This is a genomic window from Sphingobium sp. TomTYG65 (genome assembly GCF_055395525.1).
The window spans coordinates 1-16642 of the sequence record NZ_AP027331.1 but is presented as its reverse complement, the minus strand read 5'-3'; the positions used below and the strand labels follow the sequence as shown (position 1 = coordinate 16642).

Below are 16642 nucleotides of genomic sequence, written 5' to 3'. Positions count from 1 at the left end.
TCTCACAGGGATCTGGGGGAAACCCTGCGACACCGCCGGTTCCCCGGGCGCCAGCGGCTGAGGACTATCTTACCGCGCCCCGCTCCGCTCGCCATTGCACTTAATGCTGCCCCATGACCATTAGGAGCAGTAGCGACATCGACTTTGGTAGAGTTGACACGGCGACGTCACTACCGCTTTGAAATCGGGAGTTAAGACTGTGTGGCGAAAGCGGATTGTACCGGACTTGACTGTCGCGTTATGGGACAGCCATGTCAGCGCTCAACCGCCTTCTCCCGCTTCTTTCGTTGTTCGCTGCGGGTTGCGCTTCCTACCAGTCTGTTTCGGATACTCCGGTACGCATCGGCCGCCCTTACACCGTCCGGGGCGTCACATATGTACCCGCGCAACAGCCCGGTTATGATGAAGTCGGCTATGCAAGCTGGTATGGACATGAGTCCGGAAACCGCACGGCGCGGGGCGAGAAATTCCGCCCGAATGGGATTAGCGCGGCTCACCCTACTTTGCCGCTCCCTTCCTATGTGGAGGTGTCAGAACTGACGAGCGGCCGTACGATATTGGTTCGGGTCAATGACCGCGGCCCCTTCGCGCGTGGCCGCGTGATCGACCTGTCGCGTGGAGCCGCGAAGTTGCTAGGAGTCGATCGCCAAGGGCAAGCTGCTGTGCGGGTCCGCCTTGCCAATCCGGACGAGAAAGACCGCAAGCGCCTCCGCAAAGGCAAGGCCGCCAGGGATCTGCCACCGCTCAACAGCGATGCCCTGAACGAGCAGCGTCAGAGACTTTCCATTCCGTCGGCTCGATGAAATTCGAGAGGCCATCGGGAATTTACCCGTCGCGTTGGAGCGGAAGCGCTGTATAGGAGCGAATATATCTCATCAGCTGGACGATCCATGCGCCGCTTCCTTCCCCTGCTGATCCTGCTTCTGGCGGCTGTCGTAATTCAGCCCGCGGCAGCGCGCGACCGGGGACCTTTGGTGCTGGCGGCCGCCAGCCTTCAAGAATCTTTATCCGCCGCCGCAGACGCTTGGACAGCGCAGGGTCACGATCGCCCCCTTCTATCCTTCGCAGCTTCTTCTGCCCTCGCCCGACAGATCGAAGCGGGCGCGCCAGCGGACCTGTTCCTTTCGGCGGATGAGCCATGGATGGACGCCATCGCGGCGAAAGGGCTGATAAAGCGCGGCTCGCGGGTCGCTTTTCTCACCAATCGGCTAGTCCTGGTCGCGCCAGCGGACCAGAAAAGCAGGATGGCAATCCGCCGTGGCTTTCCGCTTGTCCGCGCTCTTGGCAACGGGCGGCTGGCGATGGCCGATCCCGCGAGCGTTCCGGCAGGCAAATATGGGAAGGCTGCGCTCACCGCTCTGGGCATATGGCCGGCGCTGTCGGACCGGATCGCAGCGGCGGAAAATGTCCGCGCCGCCCTCGCCATGGTAGAAAGGCGGCAGGCGCCTTTCGGCATAGTTTATGAAACCGACGCGCGCGTAACCAAAGCGGTCCGGATCGTGGGCGTCTTCCCCGCCGCCAGCCATGCGCCGATCACATACCCGCTGGCGCTGCTGACGCGCTCTACGCACCGGGAGGCGGCGGGCTTTCGCCATTTTCTGCTCTCCCCTGAAGGCAAGGCGATCTTCCGCCGCTACGGCTTCGGAACGCGGTAAGGGCCATGCTGCTCAGCGCCGACGAATGGGAAATTGTGCGTCTGTCGCTGAAGGTGAGCCTGGCCGCTGTCGTCATGACGCTCCCCTTAGCGTTAGCGTTGGCATGGGCGCTGGCGCGCGGGCGTTTTCCCGGCAAGCTGCTGCTCGACGCGGCCGTGCATCTGCCGTTGGTGCTCCCGCCCGTAGTCATAGGATGGCTGTTGCTGATCGCCTTGGGTCATGCTGGCCCGGTCGGCAGCCTCATGGAGCGGTGGCTGGGCATAACTGTCATGTTCCGATGGACCGGCGCTGCCATCGCGGCGGGGATCATGGCGCTTCCCCTAATGGTTCGGGCGATACGATTGTCGATAGAGGCCGTTGATCGTCGAATCGAGGACGCAGCCCGCACTTTGGGCGCTAGTCCGGCTTATTGTTTCTGGACCATCCTGCTACCGTTGTCGCTGCCGGGCGTCGCGACGGCCTTCATCCTTGGCTTCGCCCGATCGATCGGAGAGTTCGGGGCGACTATCACCTTCGTCTCCAACATACCCGGCGAAACCCGCACCCTATCGATTGCAATCTATAGCGCGTTGCAGGTGCCGGGCGCGGATGCAGCCGTTTGGCGTCTGGCGCTGATCTCCATCGCCCTGTCGCTCGGCGCGCTCCTGCTTTCAGAAGCGCTGAGCCGCCGCCTGCGTTCGGAACGGAGCGGTCATGTCCTTTGATGTCGCGGTGCGGAGAAGACTGGGTCGCCACCTCATTGATGCGCGCTTCATTGCGCCCGCCGGACTTACCTTGCTGTCGGGACCTTCGGGAGCGGGCAAGACATCGGTTCTGAACATGATGGCCGGGCTGCTGCGGCCGGACGAGGGCCATGTAAGCATTGGCGGCGACATGCTGTTTGATGCCGCCCATGCGATCGACCGACCCGCACATCGCCGCCGCCTGGGCTATGTGTTTCAGGATGGCCGCCTCTTCCCCCATCTCCGCGTACGAGCCAACCTGCTTTACGGGCATAGGCTCGCCCGGCCAGAAAATCGGTGGATGTCACTGGAGGAAGTGGTCGCGTTTCTTGGCATCGAGCATCTGCTCAGCCGCTGGCCCCGCAGCCTGTCGGGTGGAGAAGTCCAGCGGGTGGCGATCGGCCGCGCGCTACTGTCAGGTGCGCGAGCGCTGCTGATGGACGAACCGCTCGCCTCCATCGACCCTGCGCGGCGCAGCGAGATCATGGATGTCATCCTGCGTATCCGCGACGAGCTTCAACTCCCGATCGTCTATGTGACGCACAACCCTGCTGAGGCCGACTGCCTCGCGACACACCGGGTAGAGATCAGCCCTTCATTTCTATGATCGCGATCAGCCCGCCGTCCTCCGCGTTGACGAGGCGCACCGATCCTTCAAAGGTGAGCGCCAGCGAGCGGGCGATGGTCAGGCCGATGCCGGTCCCGGGCCGCCCGCCCGGCTGACCAGCAGCGCCCCGCGTGAAGGGCTCGAACATCTGGTCGAGCTGATCGGGCGGGATTCCCGGTCCGCGGTCGCGGACATGGACCAAGACACGCGCGCCTTGCCGCGAACATCCGATTTCTGCGCTTCCACCATATTTGATCGCGTTGCTGACGAGGTTGCTGATGCAGCGGCTGAGCGCATTCGGCTTGACCCGCACCGTACCTCCACAGCCTCCGGTGAAGCGCAGTGGCGCCCCCAGATCCTGTGCGTCCTCGACCAGACTTTCCAGCAAGGAGTCTATGTCGATCACCGACCATTCCTCCTGCGCTTCGGTGCTGGCCGCGAGGTCCAGCCCCTCGCGCACCAGCGTTTGCATCGCCTGATGATCCTGCAGCAGGCGAGCGCGCAGTTCCTCATTCTCGACCAGTTCAAGACGCAGGCGCAGGCGGGTAAGGGGCGTCTGCAGATCGTGGCTGATGGCGGCCAGCAACTGCGTCCGCTCCGCGAAGCCCGCACGCACCCGCCTTTGCATCAGATTGAAGGTCGATAGTGCAGCCCTCACCTCTTCGGGTCCGCTTTCGGGTATCTCCTCGGCATCGAGCGATACGGAAAAGGCCTCTGCCGCATGCTCCAGGCGGCGCAGCGGCTCCGCCACTATTCGGGCCACGATGATCGCCAGACCAGCGGAAGCGATCACGATCAGCAGCATGTAGAGCGGATTTGCCACCATACTGGGCGGCCGCGCAAGACGCGGCAGATTGAGCGCCATCGATCGGCGGGCTCCGGTGCTGTCGGTAAAGCGCACGATCCAGCAATCCGGACGGGGGGCGTCGATCACGCCAGCGGCACGCTCAGAGGGATCATAATGTATTGCGGGGAAGCAAAAGCCCGCCGGAACCTGGCTGGCTTCGGGATTGGAGGCCGGACCGAAACGCGCCCGCAGCGCCCTGGCCAGAGCCGCGTCCGGCTCGGCCACGGCGATGCCTTCGGGTGCGAGCGCCGCCCCCATGATCTGCTGCGCCGCGAGCATCGCCTCTACCCGCTGCGGATCACGTTGCAGGCGATGCGCAATATCTTCCGCACTCGCGACGACGCGCTGGATGCGCCAGCGCTGGAAATCCCGGCTGCGGCTTTGTTCGGCAACCACCAACGCGATCATCGCGGCCAGAGACATGCCGATGGTGAGCAGCAGGAATATCTGTCCGGCCAGCGACCGGAAGAAGGTTCGCGCGCGGGACGATATCGATCCGATCATTCGTAAGATACCGGGGTCGCGAGCACATAGCCTTCGCCGCGCACCGTGAGGATCAGCTCTTCGCCACCCGGCGCGCTTGCGAGCTTTTGCCGCAAGCGGCTGACCTGGAGATCGATGGATCGATCGAAGGCTGCTGTCGCTCGCCGTTCCGGCACCAGATGTTCGCGCGACAGGACGACATTGGGTTCTTCGATGAAGCGGGAGAGCAGGCGGAATTCGGCGGAAGAGAGCATCACCAGACGATCATCCTCCGCGATCAACCTGCGCTGGAACAGATCTAGCCGCCACGGTCCGAAGCGGGCGAGGCGCGCGCCTTTGTCGCGCTGGCGATCGCTGCTGTCCGACTGCGTTCGGCGGAGCAGGTTGCGGATTCGTACCAGAAGCTCGCGCGGTTCGAAGGGTTTAGTCAGATAATCGTCCGCTCCCAGCTCCAATCCGAGTACCCGATCGATGGCGCTTCCCCGGGCCGAAACCATGATGATGCGGACGTCGTTTCCCTGGCTGCGCAGTTCGCGGCAAAGGGCTAGGCCGTCGCCATCAGGGAGGTTGAGGTCCAGCACGATGAGATCGGCGGGCTGGGCGGCGAGCGCTGCCTTCAGTTCGGATACGCTGCCTGCTGACAGGACTTCATAATGATCCTGGAGAAGTTGCCCGACGATCAGATCCCGAATGTCGGGGTCGTCATCGACGACGATCAGGCGGGGAGTGCGGTGATTTAATGAAGGAAACATCGAATTAAAATAACCTGGGAGGATTGAGATGTCTGCGGGGAGCGGCAGGTTGATACGTTCAGATACAATTGGACATGTTGCGATGCACAATGGGACATCTTGCCTCTATGAAGATAGAGGCGACGGGACAAATAGGAATGGTCGGTTCCTGCCTGCCTGACAAGCGTCAGTGCTGCGGGTCCGTCCTTCACCCGGCGCTCCCCCCTCCCCCTGCGCCGGGTGAAGTTTTCTGCACCGCTGAACATGTTTGGAATGCCTGCCGCCATGCTGCCGCGCCCTGCCGCCACCTATTCCCTTTCCCGCTATGCGACAGCAGCCGTTGCGCTGTGCCTGCTTGCCACGGGCTGCGGGCAGAAGAAGCCGCCGGAGAAGAAGGTGGTGGAGGTCGGCGTCGTGACGCTGCAGCCACAGGATGTGACGGTCTCGACGGAATTGCCCGGCCGGACCGCATCGACCATGATGTCGGAGGTCCGCCCTCAGGTGGCGGGCGTCATCCAAAAGCGGCTGTTTACCGAAGGATCCTATGTCCGGGCGGGTCAGCCGCTGTACCAGATCGATCCGTCGCTCTACCGCGCATCCCGCGATGAAGCGCAGGCGGCGCTCGCCAACGCGCAGGCGACGGCTGTCGCCGCGCAGGCCAAGGCGCGTCGCTACCAGGCGCTGGGGCAGACGGAGGCTGTAAGCGCGCAGGACCGTGACGATGTTGTCGCGGCGGCGCGGCAGGCCGGGGCCGCCGTGCAGCAGGCCCGCGCATCGCTCCAGACCGCAGGCATAAACCTGCGCTTTACCGAGGTGCGTGCCCCGATCAGCGGCCGTATCGGGCGATCGATGGTGACGCCTGGCGCACTGGTGACGGCCAGCCAGGCGACCCCGCTCGCCACCATCCAGCAGCTTGATCCGATCTTCGTCGATATCACCCAGTCCAGCGCGCAGCTTCTGGCGCTGCGCCGCGCCCTTGCGGCAGGCAAGGCGCTTCCGGCAAGCGCGGTCATCCGGCTGAAGCTGGACGATGGCAGCGATTATCCGCTGGAGGGCCGGGTCGAGTTTGCCGAGCCGATCGTCGATCCCAATAGCGGCACGATCACGCTGCGCGCCCGATTCCCCAATCCGGACAGCCTGCTGCTGCCCGGCATGTTCGTGCGCGTCGTCGCGCCGCAATCCGTGGTGCCGGGCGGCATTCTCGCCCCACAGCAAGGCATCAGCCGCGATCCCAAGGGCAATGCGACGGCGCTGGTCGTCACCAAGGGGAACAAGGTCGAGCAGCGCACCGTCACCGCCGCGCAGGCGATCGGCGACAAATGGCTTGTCACGGCGGGCCTGAAAGCCGGTGACAGGCTGATCGTCGAAGGGACCGACAAGGTCCAGCCCGGCGACACGGTGCGCCCGGCGCCCATCGGCCGGGGCAAGTAGGACCCGCCGATGCTGAGCCGCTATTTCATCGAACGGCCCATCTTCGCCTGGGTCATCGCAATCGGCATCATGCTTGCGGGCCTGGGGGCGATGCTGTCGCTGCCGATCGCGCAATATCCCGACATTGCGCCGCCTTCGGTCAACATCAACGCCAACTATCCCGGCGCATCCGCCGACACGGTCGAAACCAGCGTCACGCAGGTGGTCGAACAGCAACTGACCGGCATCGACGGGCTGATGTATTTTTCATCGACCTCGACCGCCAATGGGCAGGCGCGGATCACCGTTACTTTCAAGAAGGGCACCGATCCCGACACCGCACAGGTGCAGGTGCAGAACAAGGTGCAGCAGGCTCTCAGCCGCCTGCCCAATGCGGTGCAGCAGCAGGGCCTTACCGTCACCAAGTCCCAGACCGACTTCCTGATGCTGGTCGCCCTGTATGACCGCACCGACCGTTCGACGCAGACCGATATTTCCGACTATCTGGTGAACAATTTCCAGGACCCGATCTCCCGCATCGAGGGCGTGGGCGCGGTCCAGATTTTCGGGTCGCAATATGCGATGCGGATCTGGCTCGATCCCTACAAGCTTGCCACCGTCAAGTTGATGCCATCGGATGTCGAAAACGCGATCCGGGCGCAGAATGTCGAGGTGTCGGCAGGTCAGATCGGCGCTGATCCGGCGCCCGCTGGGCAACAGCTGAATGCGACGGTGCGGGCGCGCGCGCGCCTGCAGACGCCGGAGCAGTTCCGCAACATCATCGTCAAGACGCAGAGTGACGGGTCGGTCGTCCATCTGTCCGACGTGGCGCGGGTGGAGCTGGGCAATGAAAGCTACGCCTCCTCCGCCGCGCTCAACGGTCATCCGGGGTCGGGCGTCGCGCTGCAGCTCGCGCCGGGCGCGGACGCGCTGAAGACTGCCGAACTGGTGAAGGCGAAGGTGGCGGAGCTGTCGGCCAACCTGCCGCACGGTTACAGCGTCGCCTTTCCGCGCGACACGACGCCCTTTATCCGCCTGTCGGTCGAAGAAGTGGTCCAGACGCTGATCGAAGCGGTCGGGCTGGTCGTCGTGGTGATGTTCGTGTTCCTGCAAAGCTGGCGCGCGACGCTGATCCCCGCAGTGGCCGTGCCGGTCGTTCTGCTCGGCACGTTCGGCGTGCTGGCGCTGTTTGGCTATTCCATCAACACGCTCACCCTGTTCGGCATGGTGCTGTCCATCGGCCTGCTGGTCGATGACGCGATCGTGGTCGTCGAAAATGTCGAGCGATTGATGCATGAGGAAGGGCTGGACGCGCGTACGGCGACCATCAAATCGATGGAGGAAATCGGCGGCGCGCTGGTGGGCATCGCCCTGGTCCTGTCGGCAGTCCTGCTGCCCATGGCCTTTTTCGGCGGATCGACAGGCGTCATCTACCGCCAGTTTTCGATCACCATCGTGTCGTCCATGCTGCTGTCCGTGGTCGTCGCGCTGATCCTGTCGCCAGCACTATGCGCCACGCTGTTGAAGCCAACGAGCGAGGAGCGGAGGCAGCAGGGTTGGCCGGGCCGCTTCAACCGCTGGTTCGAGCGCGTGACCGGCGGCTATATGCGGCGGTTGGAGCAGGTGATGCACCGCCGTGCGCTTTTCTGGGGCGTCTATGTGTTGATCCTGGCTATTCTTGCCCTGCTCTTCGTCCGGCTGCCCACCAGCTTCCTGCCGGTCGAGGATCAGGGGCAGGTGATGGTGCAGATGACGCTGCCGGCGGGCGCCAAATCCTCCCGCACGACGCAGGCCATCGAAAGCGTGCGCAACTATTTCCTGAATGACGAAGCCGATAATGTCGGCAACATCTTCATCGCACAGGGTTTCAGCTTCGCAGGGCAGGGTGAGAATACGGCGCAGGGTTTCATCAACCTGGCCCCATGGGAGGACCGCAAGGGCAAGGCGAACAGCGCGAGCGAGATCGCGATGCGCGCCACCAAGCAGCTTGCCGCCATTCGCGACGCGAAGATATTGGCGATGACGCCTCCATCCATTCGCGGCCTTGGGCAGTCGAACGGCTTCACCTTCGAACTGCTCAACAGCGGCGGGCTCAGCCGGGACCGTTTCCTGGCGCTGCGTAATCAGTTGCTGGCGGCGGCGGGGCAGAGCCCATTGCTGGCAGGCGTCCGCGCCGCAACGCTGGAGGATACGCCGCAGCTGAAGGTCGATATCGACAGCGAGAAGCTGGCCGTGCTGGGCCTGACGCAGAGCGATGTGGACGATGTGCTGAGTTCCGCCTGGGGCAGCACCTATATCAACGATTTCGTCGATCGTGGCCGGGTGAAGCGCGTTTATATGCAGGCCGATGCGCCCTATCGCGCGCTGCCGACGGACATTCAGAACTGGCAGGTACGGTCCGCCGCGACCGGGGAGATGGTGCCCTTCTCCGCCTTTGCGACCACTCATTGGGAAATGGGGCCGACCACCGTGTCGCGCTTCAATGGCCAGTCATCCTATGAAATTCAGGGGCAGGCCGCGCCGGGCGCCAGTTCGGGCGAGGCGATGAATGAGATGGTGCGCCTGCAAAAGCAGCTGCCGGCGGGGACCAGCTATAGCTGGAGCGGCCTTTCCTATCAGGAGCAGCTTTCCGGCGGGCAGGCGCCCCTGCTCTATTCGCTGTCGGTTCTAGTCGTCTTTCTATGCCTCGCGGCGCTGTATGAAAGCTGGTCGGTGCCGTTGGCGGTGCTGTTCGTCATTCCTCTGGGTCTGGTGGGCGCAGTTGTCGCCGTGTGGGCGCGGGGGCTGGAGAATAATATCTTCTTCCAGGTTGGTTTGCTGACCACCATGGGGCTGGCGGCGAAGAATGCGATCCTGATCGTCGAATTCGCCGAGCTTGCCTATCGCGAAGGCAAGGATGCGATGAGCGCGGCGATCGAAGCGGCGAAGCTGCGGTTCAGGCCGATCATCATGACGTCGCTGGCGTTTATCGCGGGCGTCATGCCGCTGGCCCTGGCGCATGGCGCGGGCGCGCAGAGTCGCATCGCCATCGGCACGGCGGTCGCGGGCGGTATGTTGACGGGCACGCTGCTGGCGATTTTCTACGTCCCGCTGTTCTTCTTCACCATCATGCGCTTCTTCACGCGCAAGGGCAGTCCGCCGCCCGCGGCCGCAACGGAGGTGACGGCATGAAGCGGCTTGCCGTCTTGAGCTGCACGGTCGCGCTGGCTGCTTGCAACCTTGCCCCGGCATATGAGCGGCCGGCAGCGCCAGTGCCTCCTGCCTGGCCGAGCGGTGCGGCCTATCCGGCGGCGGATGCGGCGCAGAAGGCGGGGTTGCCGTGGAACGCACTGATCGGGGACGAGCGGCTGCGCACTGTGATCGAGCAGGCACTGGCGAATAATCGCGATCTGCGCGTTACGCTCGCCAATGTGCTCGCCGCGCGGGCGCAATATCGTGTTCAGCGGGCCGCGCAGTTGCCCACCGTGACTGCGGATGCGGGGGCGACATTCAGCCGCCGCAATGACCAGCGGCAGGACAGCTACAGCGCGGATGTGGGATTCAGCGCATTTGAGATCGACCTGTTCGGGCGATTGCGCAATCTGTCCGAAGCGGCGCTGCAATCCTATCTGGCGACGCAGGAAGGGGCGCGTGCGGCCCGCATCGCCTTGGTAGCGGAAACGACGAGCGCCTATGCGACGCTGGCGGCCGATCAGCAATTGCTTGCCGTGTCGCGCGACACGCTGGCCAGTGCGGAGCGGACGTTGAAGCTGACCCGGTCGCTGAACGGCGTTGGTCTGTCGGGCAAGCTGGACGTGCATCAGGCGGAGACCATCGTCGAACAGGCCCGGTCCGATGTGGCGGCGACGGTCACGCAGGTGGCGCAGGACCGCAATGCCATCGACCTGCTTGCGGGGGCTCCTGTGGAGGAGGCGCTGCTGCCGGTTTCCTTGCAGGCTCTGGTGGGATCGACCGCGCAAGTGCCCGCTGGCCTGTCGTCCGAAGTGCTGCTGCAGCGGCCCGATGTGCTGCAGGCGGAGCATCAGTTGCAGGCGGCGAACGCCGATATCGGCGCGGCGCGCGCGGCCATGTTCCCCAGGATCAGCCTGACAACGGCAATCGGAGTGGCGAGTTCGGCGCTGTCGTCTCTGTTCAGCGGTGGCGCTTTCACCTGGACGGCTGCGCCCTCTGCCAGCCTGCCGATCTTCGGTGGCGGGATGCGCGGCAATATCGAATATAGCAAGGCGCAGCGCGACGCCGCTCTTGCCGCCTATGAAGGCGCGATCCAGAGCGCGTTTCGCGAGGTGGCGGACGCGCTGGCGCGCGCAGGCACGATCGGCGACCAGCAGCAGGCGCAGCGGGCCTTGGTCCTGTCCAATGAGCAAGCCTATGCGCTGTCGGAACAGCGCTATCGCGCGGGGATCGACCCGTTCCTCACGACGCTGGTGAACCAGCGATCGCTCTATGCGGCGCGGCGCAGCGCGATCGCGACCGACCTTGAACTGCTGCAGAACCGGATCGCGCTCTATCGCGTGATCGGCGCGGACTTTTAGAGGTTGAACGCCGAGCGCACGATCTTCGTCAGCAGCGTTCCGCCGGGGGACAGAAGCTCGTCATCCTTATAGACCAGCGCAATGTCCATTGCGGGAAGGTCGATGCCGAGGTCCAGCCTGGTCAGGGCGCCGGACGCGAATTTCATGTCGAGATAGGGGTTGATGTCGTCGGCCCAGTGGCTGACCAGCTGCGGCTGCTCCGACAATTCGAAAAGGATCGCGATCGAGGTGCAGCGGAACAGGCGGCTCGGCGGGTCTATGCCAAGGCGCGCGGACAGGACCGAGATATAACCGTCGGCATGGTCGGCAAGGTCGCTGGTGATCCATTCCCTCTCCCACAATTCTTCGATGGTCTGGGGAAGCGCCCTGTCCTGTCCGCCGACCGCGAGGACTGTCTGATAGCTTTTCAAGGTGACGTATTGCAGCCCGGCGAGGTCGGTTTCGCCATAATGATGGACGATGCCCAGGTCGATGACGCCACTGCGCACCGCGTCGAAGATTTGAGCAGGCCGCAATTCCAGCAGCTCCAGTTCGACGGCAGGCTGGCGCTGGCGGAAGCTACCGAACAGGGTTGCGATGCCTGCACCGGCGGCGGGCGGCGAAATGCCGACGAGCAGCCGCCCGCCGAGCGTGCCTTTTAGCCAGTCGATCTCCTCGCGGGCCTTGTCCAGCTCCTTCTGCATGACTTCATAGCGTTTCGAAAGGATCGCGCCGAATGGGGTCAGCGTCGCCCCGGTCGCGCCGCGCACCAGCAAGGGGACGCCAAGTTGGCGCTCCAGTTCGCGGATCGACTTGCTAAGCGCCGGTTGCGACAGGTTCATCGCTCGCGCGGCCCGCTGGATGCTGCCGGCCTTCACGACCTCCGCTAAGGCGCGCAGCTGGTGCATCTTCATGGGCGCGGGTCTTCCTTTCGCGGGTGGTTTACAGCCGCATATCAGGAAGGTTCGCCGAAGGGAAAGGGCGGAGACTCATAGAGATGGCTCGTTAATGCTAATGACTTGCATCATCTGATCGTCAGGCTATGAAAGGCTGATGATCAGCAAAGCCATCACCGCGGGCGGCCGCCGCTGGGTCCGCATCCTGCTTGCCGGGCCGGGGGCCATCGTGGTGACGGTGGTCATTATGGCTGGCATGGCGCTATGGCTGCCGGGGGGACGAGCCGGGATCGACAATCTGGTTATGCCGCTGGTGCTGGCACCGCTGATCTGGGCGGTACTCTTCTTCCATGCCTGCCTCGACCGCAGCATCGGCCGGGTTGCGCTCGTCGCGGCGCTGCTGCTGGTCAGCCATGGCGGGCTGCTTGCCCATAAATTTCTCGGTCGTTCGGCAGCAGCGGGGGTGGCAGGCCGATGATCCACCTTCCGAAAAATGAAACGAAGCTGATGGTGGCGGTCCATGGCTGGTCCGGCATCCTGCTCGGGCTGGTCCTTTATGCCGTGATCCTGACCGGCACGGCGGCGGTGTTCGCGGAAGAAATCGGCATCTGGTCGGCCGGTCATGTATCGACCAGTTCAGCCTTCGAACGGCCAATCGGACAGACGGTGGAAAGTCTGGGTCAGCAAACGCCGCCCAAATATCATGAAGGCGTCGATCTGTTCGAAGTCGGCGACCATCAATTGGGCGCTTTTTTCCACCGCCATGAAACCGATCCCGACGGCACATTCGTCAGCCGCGGCATCTATTATCAGGTCGATCGCGACGGCCGCATAGTCGAGCGGAAGGTGGGAACTGGCGAAGAAGTGTTCGGCCCGCGCAATGACGATGCGCTGAGCCATTTCCTGGTCGATACGCATGTGCGGCTGCATATTCCCAACCCCTGGGGCCTGCTGCTGACCGGCATATTGGGTCTTGCCATGCTGGTCGCGGCCATTTCCGGCGTGATGATCCACCGGCATCTTTTCAAGGACATCTTCACGCTGAGGCGTAAGGCCAATCCGGTGCTGTTCAATCGCGACCGGCACAGCGTCGCGGGGACATGGAGCCTGCCCTTCGCCTTCATCCTCGCCTTCACCGGCAGCTTCTTTTCCTTTTTCGGAACGGTCGGCGTGCCGATCGTCGCCATGGCGGCTTTTGGCGGGGATGTGGAGGCGCTGAACGATAGCGTCTTCGGCAATCCGGGGAAGCCGGACCCTCGGCCTGTGGCGACCAGCGGGCTGGATCGGATCACAAGCGATGCGATTCGGCGGACGGGCGAGATCCCGACATTCGTCACGGTAGAAAATTTCGGACGAGCCGACGCCAAGGTCACGACCTTCCACCCGCCAGAAGAAGGCGGCGTCATGCCCATCAGCCTGCTTTACGCGGGTGCCGATGGGCGCTTCGAACAGGTAAAGCCGCTAATCGGCGCCGAGCCATCGGCGGGCGGGACGCTTGCCGCGATCATGTCGCCGCTGCACTTCGGCAATTTCGCGGGCCTGCTGTCGAAGGCGGTCTGGTTCGGGCTGGGCTTTGCCATGTGCTATGTGACATTGACCGGCCTGCGCCTCTGGGTGGCGAAACGAGCGTCCGAGGCGCGGTCGCTGGGGTGGCTTGATCGCCTGGTGACGATCGTCGGCCTTGGCTTGCCATTCGCGCTGCTGTCCACCGCGGCGGCATTTTTCCTGACCACATCGTCGGGGCACGCCCTGTTCTGGACGCCCGCCGGGTTCCTGATCGCATCGGCGGCGGTGATCCTGGGCGGATTCCTGATACGGGATCGCGAGAAGTTCGGACCCGTGCTGGAGGGCGCAATCAGTTTGCTGCTGCTTGGCCTGCCGCTGCTCCGCCTGTTCATGGGCGGTGCGGGCTGGGGCGAGGCGATCCGTGCGGGGCAGCCGATCATCGCGGCGGTCGATTGCATCCTGCTGCTTGCGGGCGCGTGGGTGATTGCCCGCCTTGCTTCGCAATGGGCGGGCGTGCGTCGTCGGTCGGCAGTGCTTCAGGCGGCCGAGTGATGACCATAACCTTTGTGGCCATGACAGCTTCTGTCGCCTTCATCCTTCTGCTCGCTCTTGGCGATCCCAAGCGGAGGCGGGCGGCGGGATTGACTGGCGGCCATGGGCGGGCCAAGCGCTATCTTTATGTGCTGGGCGTGGTGCTGCCGGGATTGCTCATCGCGCTGACCGGGGATGCGGCGATGTGGCTGATCTGGTTCGGCGGCTGCGCGGTCGCGGGATGGCTGGCCGCGCTTTGGCTCGCCAAGTCCGTAGCCCGCGTTCGTAGCGGAAATTAGCGGCCCATCCTTGGCGTAATCACATGAAGATGGCGATAGCGCGCCTCCACAAGGCTGAAGAGCCCGAAGAGCGCCAGTCCGATGGCGACCACGAGTAGCAGCAACGGCCCATGATCCTGCGCCCGCAAGTGCCGCAAGGCCGCGCCCAGGCCGCCCGCCTCTTCCGGATTATGGTGGAGGACCACGTTCAGCAGGAACCAGCCCATCAGCGCGAACACGAGCGCGCGCGCCGCATAGCCGACGCGGCCGAGCAGGCGAACCTTGTCGGGGGCAGGAACATCGCCCGCAAGCTCGTCGAAGCGCGCCTTATAGGCCTTGATCGCCTGCGCCGCCGCTGTGGCGAAGAGCAGCAGGGCGGCGAGTCCCAGAAGGACGGGACCTGCAGGCTGTTCCATCAGCCAGGCCGACCAATCCTGCATGGCTTCATCGCCCGGAGCGCCATTGGGCGACGGGGCCTGCCGCGTGGCGAGCCGGACAGCAGCGGCGGCAAGGCCGATATGGATGATGCCGCTCACTGCATAGCCCGCGCGTTCGAACTTACCCTTCATGCTCTGCCCGCGACGTTCGGGGTCGAGCGCCGCTTCGGTCAGCCGCCAGAAAGCGTAACCTGCAAAGCCGAGCGCACACAGCAGCAGCAGCCAGCGACCACCGGGCGCATCGGCCACCGTTCCCATCACGCCCTGATTGTCGCTGGGCCGTCCGCCATTCAGCGCGGCGTCGATGGCGAAGACGCCGATCAGCAGATAGACGAGACCGCGTGCCGCGAAGCCCAGCCGGGCAAAGATGGTTAACCAGCCCGCCGGGGATTGTCGATTCATCTTCATAAGGCCTCCGCGCTGCTCAACGCAGGCCGCGCCGTGGAGTTGCTGTCATGGCGGGGCATTTTGCAACCCGATGCCGAGATAGACGTTCCGCTTCGGCAATGATGGAGGGAATGCGGATGAAAAGCTTAGCCTTTTTGGCCCTTGCAGCAGGCCTGGCTCCGGCGGTTGAGGCACAGCTGCCTGCCGCAAGTCCTGTGCTGACAGCCGAGGAGACATTGCTGGTCGTCAGCGGAGAGGGCCAGAGCCGCAGGGTGCCCGACCTTGCCGTCTTTTCGGCAGGCGTCGTGACGCAGGGGAAGAATGGCGGCGAGGCGCTGGCCGCCAATGCGACGCGGATGGATGAGGTGGTGAAAGCTTTGAAGCGCGCTGGCATTGCCGACCGCGACATCCAGACATCGGCGCTGTCGCTGCAACCGCAATATTCCAATCCAGAGCAGGAAGCGCAGATGCGCGCCCGCATGACGCGCGAGCCCTATGTCGCACCTACTCAGCCGCAGCCGCCGCGGATCATCGGCTATGAGGCGCGGAACAATGTGCAGGTCCGGGTGCGCAAGCTGGGCGAGATGGGCCGAATCATAGACACGCTGGTGTCCGCGGGGGCCAATCAGGTGGATGGGCCGTCCTTCACACTGGATGAGCCCAAGGCGGCGCTGGACGAAGCGCGGGTCGAAGCGGTGAAGGAAGCGCGGTCACGGGCCGAACTTTATGCGCGTGCGGCTGGGCTGCGGATCTCTCGTATCATTTCGATCAGCGAGGGCGGCGGCTATTATCCGCAGCCGATCTTCGTCACGGGACGCATGGCTGGTGCGCCACCTGCTCCACCCCCGCCGCCTAGCCCCGTCGCGCCGGGTGAATTGACGCTGGGCGCAACGGTGTCGGTCCAGTTCGCCTTGACTAGGTAGAGGGGCTGCCGAGCGTCGTGTCGAGAAACGCGGTGGCCTGCGCCCAGGAGAGGCGGTCGAGCAGCGGGTCGTAGCGGATGCCTTCGTAATTCAACTTAGCGGCTTCCGGGGCGGTGAAGGAGTGGTAGCCATCGCCATAGACGGTGAGTTGCCAGTCCGCTTGCGCCGCTGTCATTTCTTCCTGGAAGCGGCGCACATCTTCTTCGGGGACGAAGGGGTCCTTCGCGCCGGTGAGGACCAGCATGTGCGCCTTGACCGTGCCGGGTTGGGCTGGCCGGGCGGTGCGCAGGAGACCGTGGAAGCTGACGACGGATCGCACATCGGCTCCGCTGCGCGCCAGTTCCAATACGCATTGGCCGCCGAAGCAATAGCCGATCGCGGCGATACGTCCTGCATCCACTTCGGGGAGTGCGCGAAGGGCTTCATATCCCGCGAGGATACGACCGCGCAGCAGATCGGGTTGTTCCTGATACTGCTGGAATAGCGGCATATAGTCGAGGTCCGGACCTGCGGGCCCGAGCCCGTAAAGGTCCGTCGCCAGCGCGACATAGCCGAGTTTCGCCAAGTCCTGCGCCCGATCTGCCGTCTGCTGGTCGGGACCGAGCGCAGAATGCATGACGAGGATGGCGGGATGAGGGCCGGAGCCTTCCGGGCGCGCGATGCGGCCTGAGAGTTTCAAGCCATCATGAGCATAGTCGAACGGCTCAGGCGCACTCAT

At 64.2% G+C, this 16642-nt stretch carries 16 protein-coding genes; 11 read left to right on the top strand and 5 right to left on the bottom strand.

Features of this window, described 5'->3' with window-relative positions:
* Nucleotides 1-251: 251 nt before the first annotated feature.
* The 4 genes from ACZ5Y5_RS13960 to ACZ5Y5_RS13945 all read left to right on the top strand — a co-directional run bounded on the left by ACZ5Y5_RS13960 (nucleotide 252) and on the right by ACZ5Y5_RS13945 (nucleotide 2984).
* Nucleotides 252-803: a septal ring lytic transglycosylase RlpA family protein gene (locus ACZ5Y5_RS13960; protein ID WP_464811106.1), complete on the top strand. Its 552-nt coding sequence runs from the start codon at nucleotides 252-254 to the stop codon at nucleotides 801-803.
* 87 nt (nucleotides 804-890) lie between these two features.
* Nucleotides 891-1655 carry a molybdate ABC transporter substrate-binding protein gene (gene modA, locus ACZ5Y5_RS13955; protein ID WP_464811105.1) on the top strand — a complete coding sequence of 255 codons (765 nt, stop codon included), beginning with the start codon at nucleotides 891-893 and terminating at the stop codon, nucleotides 1653-1655.
* A gap of 5 nt (nucleotides 1656-1660) precedes the next feature.
* A complete protein-coding gene (gene modB, locus ACZ5Y5_RS13950; protein WP_464811104.1) occupies nucleotides 1661-2359 on the top strand; it encodes a molybdate ABC transporter permease subunit in 699 nt (232 codons plus the stop codon).
* The gene (locus tag ACZ5Y5_RS13945) at nucleotides 2349-2984 is read left to right on the top strand and encodes an ATP-binding cassette domain-containing protein (protein ID WP_464811103.1); all 636 of its coding nucleotides are present in this window, start codon (nucleotides 2349-2351) and stop codon (nucleotides 2982-2984) included. The genes modB and ACZ5Y5_RS13945 overlap by 11 nt, the downstream gene beginning before the upstream one ends.
* Here ACZ5Y5_RS13945 and ACZ5Y5_RS13940 read toward each other — a convergent pair.
* Together ACZ5Y5_RS13940 and ACZ5Y5_RS13935 are read right to left on the bottom strand one after the other, a co-directional pair.
* Nucleotides 2965-4335, bottom strand: a complete 1371-nt coding sequence (locus ACZ5Y5_RS13940; protein ID WP_464811102.1) for an ATP-binding protein — start codon at nucleotides 4333-4335, stop codon at nucleotides 2965-2967. The two genes, ACZ5Y5_RS13945 and ACZ5Y5_RS13940, sit on opposite strands and share 20 nt — an antisense overlap.
* Entirely contained in the window at nucleotides 4332-5066 is a 735-nt protein-coding gene (locus ACZ5Y5_RS13935; RefSeq protein ID WP_464811101.1) for a response regulator, read from the bottom strand. The genes ACZ5Y5_RS13940 and ACZ5Y5_RS13935 overlap by 4 nt, the downstream gene beginning before the upstream one ends.
* 264 nt (nucleotides 5067-5330) lie before the next feature.
* Here ACZ5Y5_RS13935 and ACZ5Y5_RS13930 point away from each other — a divergent pair, with 264 nt between their 5' ends.
* The 3 genes from ACZ5Y5_RS13930 to ACZ5Y5_RS13920 are packed head-to-tail and all read left to right on the top strand — an operon-like array spanning nucleotide 5331 to nucleotide 10987.
* On the top strand, nucleotides 5331-6476 hold the full coding sequence (locus ACZ5Y5_RS13930) for an efflux RND transporter periplasmic adaptor subunit (RefSeq protein ID WP_464811100.1): 1146 nt from the start codon (nucleotides 5331-5333) through the stop codon (nucleotides 6474-6476).
* 9 nt (nucleotides 6477-6485) lie between these two features.
* Nucleotides 6486-9626: an efflux RND transporter permease subunit gene (locus ACZ5Y5_RS13925; protein ID WP_464811099.1), complete on the top strand. Its 3141-nt coding sequence runs from the start codon at nucleotides 6486-6488 to the stop codon at nucleotides 9624-9626.
* On the top strand, nucleotides 9623-10987 hold the full coding sequence (locus ACZ5Y5_RS13920; protein ID WP_464811098.1) for an efflux transporter outer membrane subunit: 1365 nt from the start codon (nucleotides 9623-9625) through the stop codon (nucleotides 10985-10987). The genes ACZ5Y5_RS13925 and ACZ5Y5_RS13920 overlap by 4 nt, the downstream gene beginning before the upstream one ends.
* On the opposite strand, the gene ACZ5Y5_RS13915 is transcribed toward ACZ5Y5_RS13920, so the two are convergent.
* Entirely contained in the window at nucleotides 10984-11880 is an 897-nt protein-coding gene (locus ACZ5Y5_RS13915; protein ID WP_464811097.1) for a LysR family transcriptional regulator, read from the bottom strand. The genes ACZ5Y5_RS13920 and ACZ5Y5_RS13915 overlap by 4 nt on opposite strands.
* Before the next feature lie 139 nt (nucleotides 11881-12019).
* Between ACZ5Y5_RS13915 and ACZ5Y5_RS13910 the strand changes: the two genes are divergently transcribed.
* The 3 genes from ACZ5Y5_RS13910 to ACZ5Y5_RS13900 are packed head-to-tail and all read left to right on the top strand — an operon-like array spanning nucleotide 12020 to nucleotide 14198.
* Complete coding sequence (locus ACZ5Y5_RS13910; RefSeq protein ID WP_464811096.1) at nucleotides 12020-12340, top strand: hypothetical protein; 321 nt, start codon at nucleotides 12020-12022, stop codon at nucleotides 12338-12340.
* Nucleotides 12337-13920 carry a PepSY domain-containing protein gene (locus ACZ5Y5_RS13905; protein ID WP_464811095.1) on the top strand — a complete coding sequence of 528 codons (1584 nt, stop codon included), beginning with the start codon at nucleotides 12337-12339 and terminating at the stop codon, nucleotides 13918-13920. Before ACZ5Y5_RS13910 ends, ACZ5Y5_RS13905 begins: the two co-directional genes overlap by 4 nt.
* A complete protein-coding gene (locus tag ACZ5Y5_RS13900; protein WP_464811094.1) occupies nucleotides 13920-14198 on the top strand; it encodes a hypothetical protein in 279 nt (92 codons plus the stop codon). Before ACZ5Y5_RS13905 ends, ACZ5Y5_RS13900 begins: the two co-directional genes overlap by 1 nt.
* Here ACZ5Y5_RS13900 and ACZ5Y5_RS13895 read toward each other — a convergent pair.
* On the bottom strand, nucleotides 14195-15016 hold the full coding sequence (locus tag ACZ5Y5_RS13895) for a DUF1206 domain-containing protein (RefSeq protein WP_464811093.1): 822 nt from the start codon (nucleotides 15014-15016) through the stop codon (nucleotides 14195-14197). The genes ACZ5Y5_RS13900 and ACZ5Y5_RS13895 overlap by 4 nt on opposite strands.
* 122 nt (nucleotides 15017-15138) lie before the next feature.
* Here ACZ5Y5_RS13895 and ACZ5Y5_RS13890 point away from each other — a divergent pair, with 122 nt between their 5' ends.
* Nucleotides 15139-15924: an SIMPL domain-containing protein gene (locus ACZ5Y5_RS13890; RefSeq protein ID WP_464811092.1), complete on the top strand. Its 786-nt coding sequence runs from the start codon at nucleotides 15139-15141 to the stop codon at nucleotides 15922-15924.
* On the opposite strand, the gene ACZ5Y5_RS13885 is transcribed toward ACZ5Y5_RS13890, so the two are convergent.
* The gene (locus ACZ5Y5_RS13885; RefSeq protein WP_464811091.1) at nucleotides 15917-16642 is read right to left on the bottom strand and encodes a dienelactone hydrolase family protein; all 726 of its coding nucleotides are present in this window, start codon (nucleotides 16640-16642) and stop codon (nucleotides 15917-15919) included. The genes ACZ5Y5_RS13890 and ACZ5Y5_RS13885 overlap by 8 nt on opposite strands.

Excerpts from the sequence above, each read along its gene's own strand:
- ACZ5Y5_RS13925 (WP_464811099.1), top strand. The coding sequence starts at position 6,486 with ATGCTGAGCCGCTATTTCATCGAACGGCCCATCTTCGCCTGGGTCATC.
- ACZ5Y5_RS13885 (WP_464811091.1), bottom strand. The coding sequence starts at position 16,642 with ATGAGTGCGCCTGAGCCGTTCGACTATGCTCATGATGGCTTGAAACTC.
- modA (WP_464811105.1), top strand. The coding sequence starts at position 891 with ATGCGCCGCTTCCTTCCCCTGCTGATCCTGCTTCTGGCGGCTGTCGTA.
- ACZ5Y5_RS13945 (WP_464811103.1), top strand. The coding sequence starts at position 2,349 with ATGTCCTTTGATGTCGCGGTGCGGAGAAGACTGGGTCGCCACCTCATT.
- ACZ5Y5_RS13960 (WP_464811106.1), top strand. The coding sequence starts at position 252 with ATGTCAGCGCTCAACCGCCTTCTCCCGCTTCTTTCGTTGTTCGCTGCG.
- ACZ5Y5_RS13895 (WP_464811093.1), bottom strand. The coding sequence starts at position 15,016 with ATGAATCGACAATCCCCGGCGGGCTGGTTAACCATCTTTGCCCGGCTG.
- ACZ5Y5_RS13915 (WP_464811097.1), bottom strand. The coding sequence starts at position 11,880 with ATGAAGATGCACCAGCTGCGCGCCTTAGCGGAGGTCGTGAAGGCCGGC.
- ACZ5Y5_RS13920 (WP_464811098.1), top strand. The coding sequence starts at position 9,623 with ATGAAGCGGCTTGCCGTCTTGAGCTGCACGGTCGCGCTGGCTGCTTGC.
- ACZ5Y5_RS13910 (WP_464811096.1), top strand. The coding sequence starts at position 12,020 with ATGATCAGCAAAGCCATCACCGCGGGCGGCCGCCGCTGGGTCCGCATC.
- ACZ5Y5_RS13905 (WP_464811095.1), top strand. The coding sequence starts at position 12,337 with ATGATCCACCTTCCGAAAAATGAAACGAAGCTGATGGTGGCGGTCCAT.
- ACZ5Y5_RS13930 (WP_464811100.1), top strand. The coding sequence starts at position 5,331 with ATGCTGCCGCGCCCTGCCGCCACCTATTCCCTTTCCCGCTATGCGACA.
- modB (WP_464811104.1), top strand. The coding sequence starts at position 1,661 with ATGCTGCTCAGCGCCGACGAATGGGAAATTGTGCGTCTGTCGCTGAAG.
- ACZ5Y5_RS13935 (WP_464811101.1), bottom strand. The coding sequence starts at position 5,066 with ATGTTTCCTTCATTAAATCACCGCACTCCCCGCCTGATCGTCGTCGAT.
- ACZ5Y5_RS13940 (WP_464811102.1), bottom strand. The coding sequence starts at position 4,335 with ATGATCGGATCGATATCGTCCCGCGCGCGAACCTTCTTCCGGTCGCTG.
- ACZ5Y5_RS13900 (WP_464811094.1), top strand. The coding sequence starts at position 13,920 with ATGACCATAACCTTTGTGGCCATGACAGCTTCTGTCGCCTTCATCCTT.
- ACZ5Y5_RS13890 (WP_464811092.1), top strand. The coding sequence starts at position 15,139 with ATGAAAAGCTTAGCCTTTTTGGCCCTTGCAGCAGGCCTGGCTCCGGCG.